20 protein-coding genes are annotated in these 15947 nt (G+C 73.8%); 10 read left to right on the forward strand and 10 right to left on the reverse strand.

All coding sequences use genetic code 11. The annotated features are described in order from the left end of the window. Positions 1-166 precede the first annotated feature (166 nt). From ACIBCA_RS11190 to ACIBCA_RS11200, 3 genes are all read left to right on the forward strand, one after another. On the forward strand, positions 167-781 hold the full coding sequence (locus ACIBCA_RS11190; protein WP_396282607.1) for a TetR/AcrR family transcriptional regulator: 615 nt from the start codon (positions 167-169) through the stop codon (positions 779-781). Positions 782-954: 173 nt separating this feature from the next. Next, positions 955-2067 carry a serine hydrolase domain-containing protein gene (locus ACIBCA_RS11195; protein ID WP_396282608.1) on the forward strand — a complete coding sequence of 371 codons (1113 nt, stop codon included), beginning with the start codon at positions 955-957 and terminating at the stop codon, positions 2065-2067. A 92-nt stretch (positions 2068-2159) separates the two neighbouring features. Continuing rightward, complete coding sequence (locus tag ACIBCA_RS11200) at positions 2160-2570, forward strand: GNAT family N-acetyltransferase (RefSeq protein ID WP_396282609.1); 411 nt, start codon at positions 2160-2162, stop codon at positions 2568-2570. 87 nt (positions 2571-2657) lie between these two features. Here ACIBCA_RS11200 and ACIBCA_RS11205 read toward each other — a convergent pair whose 3' ends face one another. Next, on the reverse strand, positions 2658-3764 hold the full coding sequence (locus ACIBCA_RS11205; protein ID WP_396282610.1) for an alpha/beta fold hydrolase: 1107 nt from the start codon (positions 3762-3764) through the stop codon (positions 2658-2660). Between the two features lie 114 nt (positions 3765-3878). On the opposite strand from ACIBCA_RS11205, the gene ACIBCA_RS11210 reads away from it, so the two are divergent. Further along, on the forward strand, positions 3879-4598 hold the full coding sequence (locus ACIBCA_RS11210; protein WP_396282611.1) for a TetR/AcrR family transcriptional regulator: 720 nt from the start codon (positions 3879-3881) through the stop codon (positions 4596-4598). Here the strand turns inward: ACIBCA_RS11210 and ACIBCA_RS11215 are convergent. Beyond that, the gene (locus ACIBCA_RS11215) at positions 4582-5178 is read right to left on the reverse strand and encodes a DUF2867 domain-containing protein (protein ID WP_396282934.1); all 597 of its coding nucleotides are present in this window, start codon (positions 5176-5178) and stop codon (positions 4582-4584) included. The two genes, ACIBCA_RS11210 and ACIBCA_RS11215, sit on opposite strands and share 17 nt — an antisense overlap. Before the next feature lie 104 nt (positions 5179-5282). Here ACIBCA_RS11215 and ACIBCA_RS11220 point away from each other — a divergent pair, with 104 nt between their 5' ends. Next, complete coding sequence (locus ACIBCA_RS11220; protein ID WP_396282612.1) at positions 5283-5849, forward strand: TetR/AcrR family transcriptional regulator; 567 nt, start codon at positions 5283-5285, stop codon at positions 5847-5849. Here ACIBCA_RS11220 and ACIBCA_RS11225 read toward each other — a convergent pair. Next, the gene (locus tag ACIBCA_RS11225; RefSeq protein ID WP_396282613.1) at positions 5846-6706 is read right to left on the reverse strand and encodes an NAD(P)H-binding protein; all 861 of its coding nucleotides are present in this window, start codon (positions 6704-6706) and stop codon (positions 5846-5848) included. The two genes, ACIBCA_RS11220 and ACIBCA_RS11225, sit on opposite strands and share 4 nt — an antisense overlap. A 138-nt stretch (positions 6707-6844) precedes the next feature. Between ACIBCA_RS11225 and ACIBCA_RS11230 the strand changes: the two genes are divergently transcribed. Then, positions 6845-7747, forward strand: coding sequence for an AraC family transcriptional regulator (locus tag ACIBCA_RS11230; protein ID WP_396282935.1), 903 nt, complete (start codon positions 6845-6847; stop codon positions 7745-7747). Positions 7748-7754: 7 nt separating this feature from the next. Here ACIBCA_RS11230 and ACIBCA_RS11235 read toward each other — a convergent pair whose 3' ends face one another. After that, positions 7755-8390 (reverse strand): hypothetical protein, encoded by a 636-nt coding sequence (locus ACIBCA_RS11235; RefSeq protein WP_396282614.1) that lies wholly within the window; start codon positions 8388-8390, stop codon positions 7755-7757. 131 nt (positions 8391-8521) lie between these two features. Between ACIBCA_RS11235 and ACIBCA_RS11240 the strand changes: the two genes are divergently transcribed. After that, the gene (locus tag ACIBCA_RS11240; protein ID WP_396282615.1) at positions 8522-8890 is read left to right on the forward strand and encodes a VOC family protein; all 369 of its coding nucleotides are present in this window, start codon (positions 8522-8524) and stop codon (positions 8888-8890) included. A gap of 61 nt (positions 8891-8951) precedes the next feature. On the opposite strand, the gene ACIBCA_RS11245 is transcribed toward ACIBCA_RS11240, so the two are convergent. The 6 genes from ACIBCA_RS11245 to ACIBCA_RS11270 form a co-directional block, all read right to left on the reverse strand. Continuing rightward, complete coding sequence (locus ACIBCA_RS11245; RefSeq protein WP_396282616.1) at positions 8952-9509, reverse strand: GNAT family N-acetyltransferase; 558 nt, start codon at positions 9507-9509, stop codon at positions 8952-8954. 55 nt (positions 9510-9564) lie between these two features. Further along, positions 9565-10557 (reverse strand): ABC transporter permease, encoded by a 993-nt coding sequence (locus ACIBCA_RS11250; RefSeq protein ID WP_396282617.1) that lies wholly within the window; start codon positions 10555-10557, stop codon positions 9565-9567. Beyond that, on the reverse strand, positions 10554-11444 hold the full coding sequence (locus ACIBCA_RS11255) for an ABC transporter ATP-binding protein (protein ID WP_396282618.1): 891 nt from the start codon (positions 11442-11444) through the stop codon (positions 10554-10556). Before ACIBCA_RS11255 ends, ACIBCA_RS11250 begins: the two co-directional genes overlap by 4 nt. Further along, a complete protein-coding gene (locus ACIBCA_RS11260) occupies positions 11441-11833 on the reverse strand; it encodes a GntR family transcriptional regulator (RefSeq protein WP_396282619.1) in 393 nt (130 codons plus the stop codon). The genes ACIBCA_RS11255 and ACIBCA_RS11260 overlap by 4 nt, the downstream gene beginning before the upstream one ends. Before the next feature lie 147 nt (positions 11834-11980). Beyond that, entirely contained in the window at positions 11981-12700 is a 720-nt protein-coding gene (locus ACIBCA_RS11265) for an MOSC domain-containing protein (protein ID WP_396282620.1), read from the reverse strand. Positions 12701-12788: 88 nt separating this feature from the next. Next, positions 12789-13541: a cyclase family protein gene (locus ACIBCA_RS11270; RefSeq protein ID WP_396282621.1), complete on the reverse strand. Its 753-nt coding sequence runs from the start codon at positions 13539-13541 to the stop codon at positions 12789-12791. 137 nt (positions 13542-13678) lie between these two features. Between ACIBCA_RS11270 and ACIBCA_RS11275 the strand changes: the two genes are divergently transcribed. From ACIBCA_RS11275 to ACIBCA_RS11285, 3 genes are all read left to right on the forward strand, one after another. Then, complete coding sequence (locus tag ACIBCA_RS11275; RefSeq protein WP_396282622.1) at positions 13679-14356, forward strand: UbiX family flavin prenyltransferase; 678 nt, start codon at positions 13679-13681, stop codon at positions 14354-14356. A gap of 119 nt (positions 14357-14475) precedes the next feature. Then, on the forward strand, positions 14476-14934 hold the full coding sequence (locus tag ACIBCA_RS11280; RefSeq protein WP_030055719.1) for an Lrp/AsnC family transcriptional regulator: 459 nt from the start codon (positions 14476-14478) through the stop codon (positions 14932-14934). Positions 14935-14939: 5 nt separating this feature from the next. Then, on the forward strand, positions 14940-15908 hold the full coding sequence (locus ACIBCA_RS11285; RefSeq protein ID WP_396282623.1) for a threonine/serine dehydratase: 969 nt from the start codon (positions 14940-14942) through the stop codon (positions 15906-15908). Positions 15909-15947 lie beyond the last annotated feature (39 nt).

Below are 15947 nucleotides of genomic sequence, written 5' to 3' on the forward strand. Positions count from 1 at the left end.
CACTATGTTCCGGGGTGTCGGGCGGGGCCGGACCTCGGTCCACCCCCAGTTTCTGGGCCGGGGGCGGGCGGCGGCCCCCCCCCCCCGGGGGCCGCCCCGCCCCCCCCCCCCCCCGGCCCGGGAAGCGAGTTGGGTTCGGCCCGGCGGACCGGCCATGATCGGACGCATGACACCGTCGCTCAAGGCGCCGCTCAAGGCCCCGCGCCAGACCCCGCGTCCGACCCTGATCGCCGACGCAGCCATCGCCCTGATCGCCGAACGCGGCCTGCGCGGGCTCACCCACCGCGCCGTGGACGAGTCGGTCGGCCTGCCCGCCGGTTCGACGTCCAACCGCGCCCGGACCAGGGTCGCGCTGCTCGAACTCGCCCTGACCCGGATCGCCGAGCTGGAGTCCGTCGGCTTCGGCGTGCCGACCATGGTCGAGGGCTCGCCCCGCGACCTGCTCACCCAGGGCGTGGCCGACGGCCTGCACCAGGCCATGAACGACGGCCGCGCCCTCGCCGTCGCGCGCATCGAACTCGCCCTGGAGGCCGCCCGCCGGCCCGAACTGCGGGAGGTCTACGACCGGCTGGGCGCGCGCTTCCTCGACCTCGCGACCTTCCTCCTCACCCGCTGCGGCTCGCCCGAGCCCGAGGAGGACGCCCGCCGCCTGGTCCGCTGGTGCGACGGCGTGGTGTTCAACGCGGTGGTCGGCAGCGGCCACGGCCACCCGCAGACCGCCGTCGAACTGCACGAGGAGGTGACCCGCTACCTGGACGCCCTGCTCGGCCCGGCTTCCTGAGGCCCGGCTTCCTGAAGCCCGGCCTCCTGTGGTCCGGCCTCCTGGGGCCCGGCTCCCTGGGGCCCGGAATCTCCTCCCGCCGGCGATGTCGAGATCCCGTCGGCGGCTCCGTCCTCCTCGTGAAGGGCGCTCCCGGGGTACCGGCGGGCGCCGCAGCGGAGAGCGGAGAGGACATGATCGCCATGCAGGAGCTCGTCCAGCGGACCATCGACCAACTGGTGGAGTCCGGCGCCGAGCTGGGCGTCCAGGTCGCGGTGTACCGGCACGGTGAGCTGGTCGCGGACGCGGTCGCGGGCGCCGCCGACCCGGAGGGCGGCCGTCCCGTCACCCCGGACGTCCCGTTCTTCAGCGCCTCCACGGGCAAGGGCGTGACGGCGACGGTGGTGCACGTCCTCGCGGAGCGCGGCGCCCTCGACTACGACACGCCGATCGCCGAGCTCTGGCCCGAGTTCGGTGCCCACGGCAAGGGCGGGGCGACGATCCGTCACGCGCTCACCCACTCCCTCGGCGTCCCGGCGGTGCCCTCCGGTCTCACGGTGAAGGACCTCGCCGACTGGGACGGCATGTGCGCCCTGATCGCCGGCACCGAGCCCTGGTGGGAGCCCGGCACCAGGACGGGCTACCACGCGGTGACCTGGGGCTTCGTCATGGGCGAGATCGTCCGCCGGGCCGTCGGCAAGCCGATCTCGCAGGTGCTGGAGGAGGAGGTCGCGGCCCCGCTGGGCATCGCCGACGAGCTGTACTTCGGCGTCCCGGAGGCCGAACTCGGCCGCCTCGCCCGGCTGGAGGACGCGCCCGGCTCCGCCGGGATGCTCGCGGCGATGCCCGCCGACCTGCCGCTGTTCAAGGCCACCCCGCCCGCCGTCACCCCCAGCGCCGCCTACGGCAACGACCCCCTGGTACTCACCTCGGACATCCCCTCGGGCGGCACGATGTCCGCCCGCGCGGTGGCCAGGATGTACGCCGCGCTGCTGGGCGAGGTCGACGGCGTGCGGCTGATCTCGCCGGAGCGCCTGCGCGAGATCACGGCCCTGGCCACGGCCGACGTCGACCAGATGGTCGGCTTCCCCGCCCCGCGCGCCCTCGGCTACAACCTCGGCCGCCCGGGCGCCGACCCGCAGCAGACGCCGAGCGTCTTCGGCGTGCCCGGCATGGGCGGCAGCGCGGCCTACGCGGACACCGCGACCGGGTTCTCCTACGCCGTGACGAAGAACCGTTTCTTCCCCGGCCCCTCCGCCGCCGTCGACCGGATCGCCGCACTGGTCGCCGAGGCCGCCGAGAACTGAGGCCCCGAAGCCCACGAGCGCGGGCACGAGCGCGGGCGCGGGCACGAGCGCGAACCGGCCACGGAACTCCGGCACCTGGCAGGCTGGCCCGCATGATGATCCGTGAATCCTGGCGGGACGACGAGGTGCTGGAGATCAGCCCCGAGCTGACGGACGCCGAGCTCGACGAACTGTTCGCCGCGTCCTGGCCGGGCCACCAGCCGACCTCCTTCGCCCCGATCCTGGCCCGCAGCCTGGCCTGGGTCTCGGCCCGGAGGGGAGGCCGCCTGGTCGGCTTCGTCAACGTCGCGGGGGACGGCGGCCGGCACGCCTTCATCCTCGACACCACCGTCCACCCGGACGAGCGCCGCCGGGGCCTGGGCATCCGGCTGGTGCGCGCGGCGGCCGAGGAGGCGAGGGCCCGCGGCGCCGAGTGGCTCCACGTGGACTACGAGCCGCACCTGGAGTCCTTCTACGCCCGCTGCGGCTTCCGCCAGACCGCCGCGGGCCTCATGCAGCTGTAGAGCCGGACAGCCGCGTGCACAGGAAGTCGGCGACACCGACTTCCTGTGTACGCCACACAGCGGCACGGCCCCACAGCGGCACGGCGCTCAGCACACGACCGGCGAGGCGATGGCCGGGCGGACCAGGGCGAGCATCAGGTCGAGGAACTGCTCCGGGTGCCGGAAGCTCGCGAAGTGGCTGGCGTCGCGGATCAGGGCGAACTCCTTGACCGGCGCGCTCACGTCGTCGAAGAAGCGGCGCGCGGACTCGGGCGGGGTGAGCACGTCGCCGTCGCCCTGGAAGACGAAGAACGGGATCCGGAACTCCGTCCCCTCGGCCCACTCGTCGACGCTCCGGGCCTGGAGCTGCAGCCCGAGCGAGAAGTGCATGGCCTTCATGGACGACCGCAGCCCGCGCAGCGTGTGCAGGGGCGAGAACCAGAGCGAGCGCACGACGACGGTCTTCATGGTGTCGTACGAGAGCGGGTCCGTGGTCAGTATCAGCTTGTTGAGCTCGTCCGTCTGCTCGAGGGTCGGGCCGTCCGGGCGTGCGCCCGCCGCCAGGACGGTGGCCAGCTGCTTCCTCTTCCCCTTCCCCGCCGCCCGCAGCCGCCGCACCAGCGCGTCGTACGCCGTGCGCTCCCGGCCGCCGGCGATGACGTTCTGGTCGGTGCCGACGTAGGCGCTGTACAGCTCGGGGTGGCTGCGGGCGAGCCGCAGGCCGAGGACGCTGCCGAAGGAGTTGGCGACGAGCACCAGCCGGTCGACGCCGAGGCGCTCGCGGACGTGGCGGGTGACCTCCAGGGCGTCGCGCTGGAGCTGGTCGAGGGTCAACTCGCCCTGGCCTTCGGGGGCGTTGGCGAAGGTGAACCCGGCGCCGCGCATGTCCCAGCGGACGATCGTGAAGTGCCGCTCCCAGCTGCGCGTGCGGGGGAGGTGGATCAGGTTGGAGGCGCCGGGCCCGCCGTGGATCTCCAGGATCACCGGGTTGCTCAGGTCCTCGCCGCGGACGGAGACCCAGGTGTCGATGCCGTTGATCCGGACGAAGCCCGACTCGTCGATCCCGTTCGGCGTGCTGATGCGCAGCTGCGCGGCGAGGCGGGTGCGCTTGAGCTGCCGGTAGCCGAGCAGGCCCGCGACGGGCGTGGCGAGGGCGGCGGCGGTGACGGCGGTGACGGCGGTGAGAGTGGAGAGGGTGGAGAGGGTGGCGAGCATGGTGTATCCCCCAAACTGTTTAGTGCATCAGCAGTTCCGATGTGTTTAAGGTATACGCAGTTTCGGGGTGCGTCAACGGGCGCCCCGAGGGACGAGAGGCAAGGGGAGCCGGAGATGGCCAAGGAGAAGCCGCGAGACCTGCGCGCGGGCATCGCGCTGCTGTGGGGCGAGCAGGACCGGCCGACCCGGGGCCCCAAGCCGAGCCTCACCCCGCAGGGGATCGCCGCGCGCGCGGTGGCGATCGCCGACGCCGAGGGGCTGGAGACGGTCTCGATGAGCAAGGTGGGCGCGGAGCTCGGGGTGTCCGCGATGGCGCTCTACCGCTACGTACCGGGCAAGGCCGAGCTCGTCGAGCTGATGGTCGAGGACGTGCTCGCCGACGTGCCCGACCTGGCGGCGGCCGGCGAGGGCTGGCGGGAGCGGATCACCGCCTGGGCCCGCGCCTCCGAGGATGTCAACCGCGCCCACCCCTGGCTGCTGACGGCGACGGCGATGCGCCGCCAGCTCATGGGCCCCCACCAGATCGCCTGGCTGGAGGCCGCGCTCGCCGCGCTGGAGCCCACGGGCCTGAGTGCGGTCGAGCGGCACCGGGTCTTCCTGCTGGTCGCCGGGCTCGTCCGGACGATCGCCCAACAGCGGATCGACTTCGACGAGGAGCACAGCCGCGAGTGGGGCCGCCTCGCCGGCGAGGTGCTCGAGCGCCACGCCGAGCGCTTCCCGAGCTTCACCCGGGCCGTCGCGGACGGCGCCTTCGGGCCGGACCCGGTCGATCCGCTGGAGTTCGGCCTCGGGTGCATCCTGGACGGCGTCCAGCGGCTCATCGACGCGGGCTGAGCCCCGCGTCGCGCTCGCGCCAGGCGCGCTCCCAGGCCCGGGTCAGCGCGGGGTAGACGACCAGGTGCCGGAACGGCGCGATGAAGGCCATGTAGAAGCGCCCGAACGGGCCGTTGGGCTTGACCAGCACGGCCATCCGCAGCTCGTACTCCCCGTTCGCCCCCTGCGCCCACCCGAGGTGCATGACGGCGTGGACGGTCCCGTTGGCGATCTCCCGGGCCGCCTCGTCCGGCAGCTCGTACATCGAGGTGAACGGGCTGCCGGCGGGCAGCTCGACGGCGGTCCCGGCGAGTTCGGCGGGTAGGCGCTCGCGCAGTGGGCGGACGCGGGTGCTCAGGCCCTCGCCGTCGCGGTCCCAGCCGAGCAGTCGGCCGAGCCGCCATCGCACCGCGAACAGGAAGCGGGTCGGCAGGTTCCTCGGGGCGAAACCTCCCTGGAGCATGGCGGCGAGCATCTCGGGGAAGTCCTCCGGCCCGGCGCCCGGGGTGCGGAAGGACCACACGTCCTCCAGTCGGAAGTCCCGGGTGAACTCGTGGATGCGCCACGGCTGTCGCGTGTGCGCGGTGGAGGGGAGCTTCATGGCCGTCATCGCCCTTCCGGCTCGTTATACGCTTGCGTACAACCGAGGCTAGACCGGTTTATACGGCTCCGTATATCGGGCCGGCGAGTGAGGTGGAGCACACCGTGGGCGCAGCGCGCACACCCCGTGACCGGTGGGTGGAGGAGGGCCTGGCCGTCCTCGCCGAATCCGGCCCCGACGCCGTCCGCGTCGAAGTGCTCGCCAAGCGCCTCGGCGTCACCAAGGGCGGCTTCTACGGGCACTTCGCCGACCGCGACGCCCTGCTCGCCGCCCTGCTCGACGCCTGGGAGCGCGAGGCCATCGACGAAGTCCTCGACCGGATCGAACGCGAGGGCCCCGACCCCAGGGCCAAGGTCCTGCGCGCCCGCGAACTCACCTTCTCCGGCGACCGCCTGCTCCCGCTCGACCTCGCCGTCCGCAACTGGGCCCGCCGCGACGCGGCGGTCGCCGAACGGCTGCGCCGCGTCGACAACCGCCGCTTCTCCGTCCTGCGCGGGATCCTCGCCGCCCACTGCCCCGACCCCGCCGAGGTCGAGGCCCGCTGCCTGCTCCTCTACTGCCTCGCCATCGGCCACCACTCCCTGCCCGCCGACCACGAGGGCTTCACCCGCGCCGAAGTCCTCACCCGCGCGGCCGAGTTGATCCTCGAACCGCTCCCCGGGAAGCTCTAGAACCGGTCGGCGTTCTCCCGCGCCCAGTCGCGGAAGGTGAGCGCCGGGCGGCCGGTGACGGCCGGGACGGCCTCGCTGACGGCCTCCGGATCGCCGATCCGCGCCCCGAGGAAGTCCAGGGCGCCGTCGGCGATCCCGGGCGGCCAGCCGCTCGCCAGCATCCGCTCCCGGGCCGCGCCGCGCGGGATCTCCTCCCAGCGCGCGGGCAGCCCCGTCGCCTCGGCGACGATCCGGAGCTGCTCGGCCTGGGTGAGCGCCTCCGGCCCGGTGAGGTAGTGCCGGGCGCCGTCGTGGCCGTCCCCGGTCAGTGCGCGGACGGCCACCGCCGCGATGTCCCGCTCGTCCACCGGGCACAGTGCGGCCTCCCCGCCGAAGCCCCGTACGACGCCGCCGGAACGGATCTCCTCCGCCCAGCGCAGCGCGTTCGCCGCGAAGCCGTGCGGCCGCAGCGCGGTGTACGCCACCCCGCTGCGCTCCAGCAGCGCCTCCACCTCCCCGTCCGGGCGCCCGGGGGACTGCGGACCCACCCCGGGGACGTCCCGCACGGCCGCCGAGGACAGGAACACCACCCGCCCCACCTCCGCCGCCAGCGCCTCCACGGCCTCCCGCGCGCCCTCGATCGGCAGCGGCCACACCAGGAAGGCCGCGTCGGCCCCGCGCGCCGCCTCCCGCAGGGTCTCCGGGCGCCGCAGGTCCCCCTGGACGAACCCCGCCCGCCGGGCCCGCTCGCCGTCCCTGGTCAGGGCCCGCACCCGGACCCCGGCGGCCGCCAGCTGCTCCACCACCCGGCTCCCGACCACCCCGGAGGCGCCCGTCACCAGGACCGTCGACACGTCGTCACTTCGCTTCGTCGCCATGCCTCGACCGTAGGCGGGCGCCACCGGGCGGCCCATGCGCGTGGATCTCGCGTTCCTGCGCGATCGTCTACGGTCGGTCAGGTGGACGGGCACATGGACGGGAACACCACGGGCAGGACCACGGGCAGGAACGCGGGCGTGGACGTGCTGAGCGACGTGATCGCGACCCTGCGGACGGGCGAGCCGCGCTCGGCCCGGGTCGCCTGGCGGGCGCCGTGGGGTCAGCGCTTCCCGGGGGCCCCGGGCGCGGGCTTCCAGGTGATCCTGCGCGGCCGCTGCTGGCTGCTCCCGGACGGTGGCGAGCCGCTCCAACTCGCCACCGGCGACGTGCTGTTCCTCCCGCGCGGCACCGGGCACTCCCTCGCCGACGACCCCGGCACACCGGTCGCCGAACCGCGCTGCGAGGAGCCGGTCGAGCCGATGCGGCCGGAGCTCGCCTCGGACACCGTCACCCTCTGCGGCGCCTACCAGCTCGACCCGCTGCACGCCCACCCACTGCTGGCCGACGTCCCGGACGTGCTGCACCTGCCGGCCGCCGGCGGGCGGCACCCGGAACTGCGGGCGGCCGTCGGGATCCTCGCCGGCGAACTGGAGCAGCCCCGCCCGGGCGCGGCGGCCGTCGTCCCGGCGCTGCTCGACATGCTGCTGCTGTTCATCCTGCGCGCCTGGTCGCAGCAGGGCCACGGCGACGGCACGGGCGAGGGCTGGGCCTCCGCCCTCGCCGACCCCGCGCTCGCCCGTGCCCTCCAGGCCGTCCACGCCGAACCCGGCCGCGCCTGGACGGTCGAGGCCCTCGCCGCCGAGGCCCGCCTGTCCCGCGCCGCCTTCGCCCGCCGCTTCACCGCCACCGTCGGCCGGACGCCGCTCGCGTACGTCACCTGGTGGCGCATGGCCCTGGCCGCCCGGCTGCTGCGCGAATCCGAACTCCCGCTGGGCGCCCTGGCCTCCCGGGTGGGCTACGCCTCCGAGTTCGCCTTCTCCCACGCCTTCAAGCGCCAGCACGGCGTGGCCCCCGGCAGGTACCGCAGCGCGCCGCGGTGACGCGTCCTCAGGGCAGCCGGGGCGCGTCCGGGTGGTAGGCGCGCTGGCGTTCGACCGGCGCGGCGTGGAAGTCCCCGGCGCCGTTGAGGACTTCGCCCCGCCCGACGCGCAGCCCGTGCGCCCGTCCGTAGCCCTTCAGCACGCCCCCGCGCCCGTCGGGGTCGGGGTGGGTGTGGGGGCCGCCCGCGGCCAGTTCGACGTCGCGGACGGAGATCGGGCCGAGCACCTGCGCGCCGTCGCCGACGCGGCAGTCGCCGCTCAGCTCCGCGCCGTTGGAGATCCTGGCGCGGTCGCCGACGTAGACCCGGTCGGGGCCGTCGGCCCTGATCCGGGCGCCGCCCTCACCGATCAGCGCGCCGCGGCCGACGACGATCCGCCCGCCGTCGCCCGCGACGAGGCGGGCGCCGCCGTACAGGACGACCCCGGGCCCGAGTTCGCACCGGCTGCGCTCGTCGCACTCGATCGTCGCGCCCGGGTACAGCACGGTGTCCGGGCCGAGGCGCGCCCGGCGCGACACCAGCACCGAGAACGGGTCGAGCACGGAGACCTCGTGCCGGACGAGCGCCATCGTCTCGGCGGGCGTGAGGAATCCGCGCTCGCGCCGTACGTCGTCCAGCCGCTGCCAGAACCTGTCATCCACCATGATCGTCGGATCATAGTCACGCCGCGCGGGCTCGCGGAGAAGCCGGTGCGCGGATAAGCCGGTGCGCGGACCCGCCCGTGGTGTCAGACTTCCCAGTCGCCACGCCACGCCCCACCCCCGCGAGGAGAGCCGTGATCGGCAAGCTGCAGTGCCTGGTGATCGACTGTTCCGAGCCCGCCGCGCTCGCCCGCTTCTACGCCGCCCTGCTCGGCGGCGAGGTGGACCGCCCGGACGGCCGCTGGTCGCTCGGCGAGTCCTGGTCCACGCTGCACCTGGACGACGGCGAGGTGCTCTGCTTCCAGCGCGTCGCCGACCACCGGCCCCCGCGGTGGGCCTGCGCCGAGCACCCGCAGCAGGCTCACCTGGACGTGGACGTGGCCGACCTCGACGAGGCCGAGCGCCGGGTGCTCGCCCTCGGCGCCGTCCGCCTGCACGACGCCGGCGGCTGGCGGGTCTTCGCGGACCTCGCCGGCCACCCGTTCTGCCTGGTCAGGGGCTGAGCCCCCGAGGGCGTGCCGAGGGGCCGCCCGCAGGCGGCCCCCGGCACCCGGCGGCGGGGTCTCAGCCCCGCAGCACCTCCATCTCGACCTCCTGCCGCGTCGCGTCCCCGGGCACCGGCAGCCGCAGGCCGGTCACCGCGAAGCCCGCCTTGACGTACGCGGCCTCGGCGCGGGTGTTGTCCTCGTGGACGAACAGCCGCACCCGCCCGATCTCCGGCTCGCTCAGCGACCAGGCCCAGGCCGAGGCCGCCCCCACGAGTTCCTGGAGCAGCCCGGCGCCCCGCGCCTCGGGCCGGACGTAGACCCCGACGAGGTGGATCTGCGGGGCCTCGATCACGTCGCCCTCGATGGCGCCGTCCCCGCCGGGCAGCTCGACGATCGCCGTGATGGTGCCGAGCCAGCGCCCGTCCTCGGTCTCGGCGACGAACTGCCGGGCGGAGGCGGCGCCCTCGGAGGCGTTGGCGGCGCGGGTCCGCCAGAACTCGTCGGGCTTGGCGGCGGCCTGCTCGTGGGTCTCAAGGAAGGCGACGGCGGCGGCCGGGTCGAGGAGCGCGTCCAGCCGCATCCGCCGGACCTGCTCCCAGTCCCCGGCCCTGATCTCTCTGATGATGGTGCTCATCGCATGATGATTCCATCGGCCGAGGTGAGAGCCGCAAGCGGGTTTCCCGGACGCCCTACGAGATCCGCCGGATCTGCCGCACCGCGAGCATCACCAGCAGCGCCGTCAGGGTCAGGAAGATCCCCGACTCGATCGCCTGGAAGGTCCAGAACCGGTCGGCGGGCTGGTACTCCATCACATTGGTGTACGGCCCGACGCCCATGCCCCGCCCGGCCATGTTCTTCCCGCAGTCGGCGGCGCCGGGGCTCCCGGGTGGCGGGCAGCCCATGACCCCGTCGCTGATCACCGTCTCCCCGGTGCCGTCGTGCACGGACTGGCTGAACACCCAGTCCCCGGACAGCCGGTTGGGGAGCAGCCCGCTGTCCGCCGCGTACGTCACCGTCTTCGCCGGCAGGAGGTTCGGCCGCACCACGGTCTCGACCAGGACGCGCACCACGGCGAACGCGGCCAGTGAGATGCCCATGGCCGGCAGCACCCTGCGGGTCGCCGTGCCCACGTACACGCCCAGAGCCACCGCGAACAGCGTGTAGGCGACCGGCGTGACACCCTGCACGTCGAAGAGCATGTAGCCGAACCGCCCCGGTCCGGCGGTCGCCAGAGGCTCGATCCACCAGGCCACGCCGAGTGCGTAGACCACCGCCAGCAGGACCGAAACGCCGCCCACCAGGGCGAACTTGGAGAGTGCCCACTGCCGCCGGCTGATCCCCTGGGTCCACACCATCCGGTGCGTGCCGTTCTCCACCTCGCGGGCGACCATCGGCGCGCCGAGGAAGAGGCCGACCAGCACGGGCAGCAGCAGGAGCAGGATGGCCGCGTAGAGCAGCCCGCCGTACTTGTTGTCGAAGCGCTGGGCGAGCCGTTCGCAGCTGCCGCTGTCCTGCGTCATGGTGGCGTGGCCGAGCTTGCCGAGGCAGTCGGCGAGCCCGAGGTCGTGGAAGGTGCCCCGCATCGCGAGACCGGTGGGCGCCATCACCGCGGCCAGCGCGGCCAGGGTGACGAGCATCCAGAGCAACTGCTTGCGGTGCTGGCGCCAGATCAGCCAGGTCATGCGGTCACCTCCGCGGAGAGCGGGCTGCGGGTGTCGCCCGCGCCCAGGTAGGCGAGGACGAGGTCTTCGAGGGTGATCGGGTGGACGGACCAGACGTTCTCGTCCACCGGGCCGTCGGTGCGCACCAGCAGCGTGGACTGCCGGTCGGTGTGCCCGGCCTGGATCACCGACGCCACGCCCGGCACCGGCCCGGGGCCCACCCGGGGGCCGACCAGCGTGCAGTGCTCGGCCAGCAGGTCGTCGGCCGAGCCCGCGAGTTGGACGTGCGAGCGGTTCAGCAGCATCAGGTGGTCGCAGACCCGTTCCAGGTCGGCGAGCAGGTGCGAGGAGAGCAGCACGGTGGTGCCGAACTCGGCGACGGCGCCCATCAGTTCCTGCATGAAGGCGTGCCGCGCCAGCGGGTCGAGCGCCGCCACCGGCTCGTCCAGGAGCAGCAGCCGGGGCTGCTTGGCGAGGGCCAGCGCCAGGGCGACCTGGGCGCGCTGGCCTCCGGAGAGCCTGCCCACCGGCCGGTCGAGCGGGATGTCGAGCCGCCCGAGCCGGTCCCGCGCGGTGGCGGGCTCCCAGCGCCGGTTGAGCTTGCCGCCCATGGTGATCAGGTCCTGGCCGCTGAACTCCCGGTACAGCGGGGTGTCCTGGGCGACGAAGCCGATGTCGGCCATCACCTCGGCGCCGCCCCGGGGGTCCTGCCCGAAGACCCGCACCTGCCCGGCGTCGGGGCGCAGCAGTCCGACCGCCAGGTGCAGCAGGGTGGACTTGCCGGCGCCGTTCGGGCCGACCAGTGCGGCGATGCAGCCGGCCGGTAGGTCGAAGGAACAGCCCTCCAGCGCCCAGGACTTGCCGTACCGCTTCCCCAATCCTTGCGCCTGCAAGGCGATTTCCGTCATGTCTTCCCCCAATTGAGCGTGGCCCGCATCGTGGTGTCGATCAGCGCGGCGATGTCCTCGTGCGCGAGCCCGGCCGCCTCGGCCTTGTGCAGCCAGACGACCAGGTCCTCGCGCAGCTCGGCCTGGTTGGCCAGCGCGGGCCCGGCCAGGGTGCCGACCAGGAAGGTCCCCACTCCCGGCCGGCCCTCGGCCAGCCCCTCCAACTCCAGTTCCCGGTAAGCCTTCAGGACGGTGTTGGGGTTGATCACCAAGGCCCGCGCCACATCGCGCACCTTCGGCAGCTGGTCGCCGGGCTCGGCCAGCCCGACCCGCAGCGCCTGCTTCACCTGCAGCACGAGCTGCATGTACGTGGCCACCCGTGAGCGGCCGTCGAGGACGAACTCGATCACTTCCTGTTCTCCTGTCTTACGACAGTAAGACAGCATGGGCGCAGATAGGTCAAGTAGTCAACCGGAATGCGTTGTTGACGAACCGTGTGCCGGGGCTGAGGCTCAGGAGGTTCGGGAGGTTGAGGAGGTTATGGAGATTCGGGAGGTTCAGCCGAGGACGAGCCGGTCGCCCAGCCGCAGCCGCCCCGGCGCCGCCACCTCGGCGAGCGCGTCCAGCCGCCCGTCGTGGGTGTGCACGATCGTCTTGAGGATCTCCGGGGCGTGCGGCAGCCCCGGCTGCGGCGCGGCGGTCATCGCACAGCGCTCGCTGGAGCGGACGAACGCCAGCCGGGCACTGTCCGGCGCCTCCCCGTGCGCCTCGCGGCCGAACCACTCGTCCTCGACGAACGGCGGCGTGCCCGGCGGGGTGCGCAGCACGATGTTCGGCCGGAACCGCCGCTCGTCCACGGCCGTGAACGGGACGGCCTCGCGCAGCCAGTCCAGGGTGGCGGTGGTGAGCAGGCTGACCGGCAGGTCGTCGAAGTGCGAAACGCCGTCCTCGCGGGCGAGTTCGACATCCGGGCGCTGGAGGTAGGCGCGCAGGAAGGCGGTCGGGTCGGCGACCCGGCGGCCGAGCGGGTCGAACAGCTCGGGCCCGTCGATGCGGTGGCCGAGCCGGGAGGACAGCCGCAGCAGGCCGTCCATCCGGCGGAACCGCCGGGGAGTGCTCTTGCCGGAGCCGAGCCGGCCGGCCGCGTCGCGCACGGCGTAGAGGCGGTCGCCGGCCAGGCCGCGCCCGTCCACCTCGACGGAGTCGAGCCGCTCGCCGCCGGTGGATTTCACGGGGTAGCGCCAGAGTCGCTCGATCACTCCGATGATCTCAGCCATGGCCGGAAAGCCTAGCGGCGGCTCCCGGGGATGGTCTAGACCAAGTGCAGGGCCTGCGAACGGCCCGCGCGATCCGACCGAAACAGCGTCAGCCCAGGCGCGCCACCGCCCGTACGGGGGCGCCGTCCGCCGCCACCAGCCGCAGCGGGAACAGCGAGACCTCCACGGGCCGCCCGGCCTCCTGCGCCTCCAGCAGGGGCCGAAGGTCGGTCAGGTTCTCGGCGATCACCCCGCCGCCGCTCGCCCCCAGCAGCACCCGGTGCGCGGCCAGCGTCGGCTCCTCGCCGGCGGGGCGGTCGCGCTCGTCGTGTTCGTCGGTCAGGTCGGCGAGCAGCGCGGCCACCGCCGGGTCCTCCGGGCCCGGGTCCGGCGTGGGGTCCACGCTCAGCGCGTCCACCCCGACCGTGCGCACCCCGGCGGCCACGATCGCCTCGGCGGCGGCCGCGCTCAGGCTCGGGTGGGCCAGGTACGCGTCGGTGCCCCAGTGCCGGGCCCAGCCGGTGGCCAGCAGCAGCACGCTGCCCTCGGTGCAGCGCTCCAGCGCGGGCGCCAGCGACTCGGGGGTGACGACCGCCCGGGGCTCCAGCCCCCGCAGGTCCGCCACCACGGCCGGTCCGGTGAACCGCTCCAGCGGAAGCCCGTCCAGAGTGGGCCAGGTGACGTCCACGTGGTACGGCGCGTCCACGTGCGTCCCGGACTGCGAACCCAGGTGCAGGGCCAGCACGTTGACCCCGGCCGTGGCGGTGGTGAGCGCGGGTGCCAGCACCACGGCCGGATCGCCGGGGTAGACCGGCATCGCGGTGGTCACCTGATGGGTGAGGTCGACGAGAGTCGCTGCCATGACCCCCATGCTCCCAGGACCGGCGCCCGCGCGGGCCCGGTCGGCGATGCCGGGCACGAACCCACGCGAACCCTCACACGAACCCTCACGTGAAGCCGGGGACGAACCCCCAGGTGAACCCGGGATAGAAAGGGCGCATGGGAACAGCGAAGCGTCAGCCGTGGGTGGTCGGGGTCTCGGGAGCGTCGGGGACGCCGTACGCGGCGTCGGTGATCCGGGCGCTGCTCGCCGCCGGGGAGGCGGTGGACCTGATCGTCAGCCGCGCCGCCCGGCTCACCATCCTCGACGAGACGGGCATCTCCTTCCGTGACGCCCACTGGCGCACCGACCTCGCCGCCTGGCTGGGCGCCGACGAGGCCGCCCTCGACGACGTCCGCCACTGGCCCGCCGGGGACTTCGCCGCCGGGCCGTCCAGCGGCTCGTACCCCGCCAAGGGCATGCTCGTCGTCCCCGCGACGACCGGCGCCGTCGCCGGCATCGCCCTGGGCCTCAGCAAGGACCTGCTCCAGCGCGTGGCCAGCGTCACTCTCAAGGAGCGCCGTCCACTCGTCGTGTGCGTGCGCGAGACACCACTCAACGGGGTGACGTTGAAGCACCTGGTGGAGCTGGACGCGCAGGGCGCCGTGGTGCTGCCCGCCTCGCCCGGTTTCTACGCCGGCGGCTCCACCGTCCGGGAACTGGTCGACTTCGTCGCCGGACGGGTCCTGGACGCCGTCCGCGTACCGCATTCCCTGTACCTGCGCTGGGAGGGCGAGTTGGGAGCGGCGGCCCGGAAAACGGGCGACACCGAGGCCGCACAGGCTGAGGGGGAGTAAGGAGAGCGAGGGCGGGAGAGTATCTTCTCTGCGATATCCGGGTCGGTCAGCGCGCAGCGCCTTTGAATCCGGATAATGATCTGTGGGTCTGGTGAGGTTCGGAAGGACGCGGACGGTATATGGACACGGTGGACAGGCAGCTCATCCAGGCGCTCCGGGAGAACGGCCGCGCGTCCTACGCCGAGCTGGGCCGACTGGTCGGCCTCTCCGGGCCGAGCGTCACGGACCGCATCAACCGCCTGGAGCAGGCCGGTGTGATCACCGGCTACCGGGCGACGGTCAACCCGGCCTCGCTCGGCTTCGGCGTGACGGCCCTGATCGGCCTTCAGCTCACGGACGCCGCCGACCACGAGGACGTGGCGTTCCGGCTGAAGGACCTCAACGAGGTCGAGGACTGCTGGTTCATCGCCGGCGACGACTCCTACATGCTCAAGGTCCGGGTGGCCGACGTGGCCGGCCTGGAGTCGGTGGTCAAGCGGATCTCGGGCACCAAAGGCGTGGCACGCACCCGCACCACCGTCGTACTCTCCACGAAGTGGGAGAACCGCGTGAGTGAGCTGCCCCCGGTAGGAGAGTGACGACGATGGCCCTGGTCGGTCTGGAGGAACTGCGCGCCGCCCGGCAGCGCATCGCGGGCGTGGTGGTCCGCACCCCGCTCGTCCCCGCCCCCTGGGCGGCGGACGGCGAGCGGCGGCTCTGGCTCAAGCCGGAGAACCTCCAGCCGACCGGGGCCTTCAAGACCCGGGGCGCGTACAACCGGCTGGCGGCGCTGACCGCCGAGGAGCGCGCCCGGGGCGTGGTCGCCCAGTCGAGCGGCAACCACGCCCAGGCGGTGGCCTACGCGGCGCAGCTGCTCGGGATCAAGGCCGTGATCGTGATGCCGGACACCTCTCCGGCCGTCAAGGTCGAGGGGACCCGCTCCTTCGGCGCCGAGGTGATCCTGGTTTCGCCGGGCGAGCGGGACACACTGCCCGGCGAACTGGCCGAGCGCCACGGCTACGTCTGGGTGCCCCCGTACGACGATCCGTTCATCATCGCCGGCCAGGGCACGGTCGGCCTGGAGATCGCCGAGGACGCCCCCACCGAGCTGGACACCGTCCTGGTGCCGGTCAGCGGCGGCGGTCTGATCAGCGGCACGGCGGCCGCCCTCAAGCTCACCCGTCCCGGTGTCCGGGTGATCGGCGTGGAGCCCGAACTGGCCGCCGACGCCCAGGCCAGCCTGCGTTCCGGCCGCCGGGTCGAGTGGCCGGTCGCCGACACCTACCGCACCATCGCGGACGGGCTGCGCACCCCCTCGGTCGGTGAGCTGCCCTTCGAGCACCTCACCGCCTACGTGGACGACGTCGTGACCGTCACCGAGGACGAGATCCGCGCCACCGTCGCCCTGCTGGCCCGCCGCGGCCGCCTGGTCGCCGAGCCCTCCGGCGCGGTCGCCCCGGCGGCGTACTTCCACCGGGCCGCCGAGACCGGCGGGCAGACGGTGGCGGCCGTGGTCAGCGGCGGCAACATCGAGCCCGCACTGCTCGCGGAGCTGCTGTCGGCGAAGGCGTGACCGCAGGGGCATGAGCACATAGGCGTAACCTCGTCTCCG

The sequence above is a fragment of the Kitasatospora sp. NPDC051170 genome, from assembly GCF_044455705.1.
In the GTDB taxonomy this organism is placed as follows: domain Bacteria; phylum Actinomycetota; class Actinomycetes; order Streptomycetales; family Streptomycetaceae; genus Kitasatospora.

What these genes read in the sequence shown, in the direction of transcription:
- ACIBCA_RS11200 (WP_396282609.1), top strand. Translation starts at nt 2,160, where the DNA reads ATGATGATCCGTGAATCCTGGCGGGACGACGAGGTGCTGGAGATCAGC.
- ACIBCA_RS11255 (WP_396282618.1), bottom strand. Translation starts at nt 11,444, where the DNA reads ATGACGGAAATCGCCTTGCAGGCGCAAGGATTGGGGAAGCGGTACGGC.
- ACIBCA_RS11225 (WP_396282613.1), bottom strand. Translation starts at nt 6,706, where the DNA reads ATGGCGACGAAGCGAAGTGACGACGTGTCGACGGTCCTGGTGACGGGC.
- ACIBCA_RS11205 (WP_396282610.1), bottom strand. Translation starts at nt 3,764, where the DNA reads ATGCTCGCCACCCTCTCCACCCTCTCCACTCTCACCGCCGTCACCGCC.
- ACIBCA_RS11275 (WP_396282622.1), top strand. Translation starts at nt 13,679, where the DNA reads ATGGGAACAGCGAAGCGTCAGCCGTGGGTGGTCGGGGTCTCGGGAGCG.
- ACIBCA_RS11250 (WP_396282617.1), bottom strand. Translation starts at nt 10,557, where the DNA reads ATGACCTGGCTGATCTGGCGCCAGCACCGCAAGCAGTTGCTCTGGATG.
- ACIBCA_RS11280 (WP_030055719.1), top strand. Translation starts at nt 14,476, where the DNA reads ATGGACACGGTGGACAGGCAGCTCATCCAGGCGCTCCGGGAGAACGGC.
- ACIBCA_RS11215 (WP_396282934.1), bottom strand. Translation starts at nt 5,178, where the DNA reads ATGAAGCTCCCCTCCACCGCGCACACGCGACAGCCGTGGCGCATCCAC.
- ACIBCA_RS11285 (WP_396282623.1), top strand. Translation starts at nt 14,940, where the DNA reads ATGGCCCTGGTCGGTCTGGAGGAACTGCGCGCCGCCCGGCAGCGCATC.
- ACIBCA_RS11270 (WP_396282621.1), bottom strand. Translation starts at nt 13,541, where the DNA reads ATGGCAGCGACTCTCGTCGACCTCACCCATCAGGTGACCACCGCGATG.
- ACIBCA_RS11235 (WP_396282614.1), bottom strand. Translation starts at nt 8,390, where the DNA reads ATGGTGGATGACAGGTTCTGGCAGCGGCTGGACGACGTACGGCGCGAG.
- ACIBCA_RS11210 (WP_396282611.1), top strand. Translation starts at nt 3,879, where the DNA reads ATGGCCAAGGAGAAGCCGCGAGACCTGCGCGCGGGCATCGCGCTGCTG.
- ACIBCA_RS11265 (WP_396282620.1), bottom strand. Translation starts at nt 12,700, where the DNA reads ATGGCTGAGATCATCGGAGTGATCGAGCGACTCTGGCGCTACCCCGTG.
- ACIBCA_RS11190 (WP_396282607.1), top strand. Translation starts at nt 167, where the DNA reads ATGACACCGTCGCTCAAGGCGCCGCTCAAGGCCCCGCGCCAGACCCCG.
- ACIBCA_RS11245 (WP_396282616.1), bottom strand. Translation starts at nt 9,509, where the DNA reads ATGAGCACCATCATCAGAGAGATCAGGGCCGGGGACTGGGAGCAGGTC.
- ACIBCA_RS11195 (WP_396282608.1), top strand. Translation starts at nt 955, where the DNA reads ATGATCGCCATGCAGGAGCTCGTCCAGCGGACCATCGACCAACTGGTG.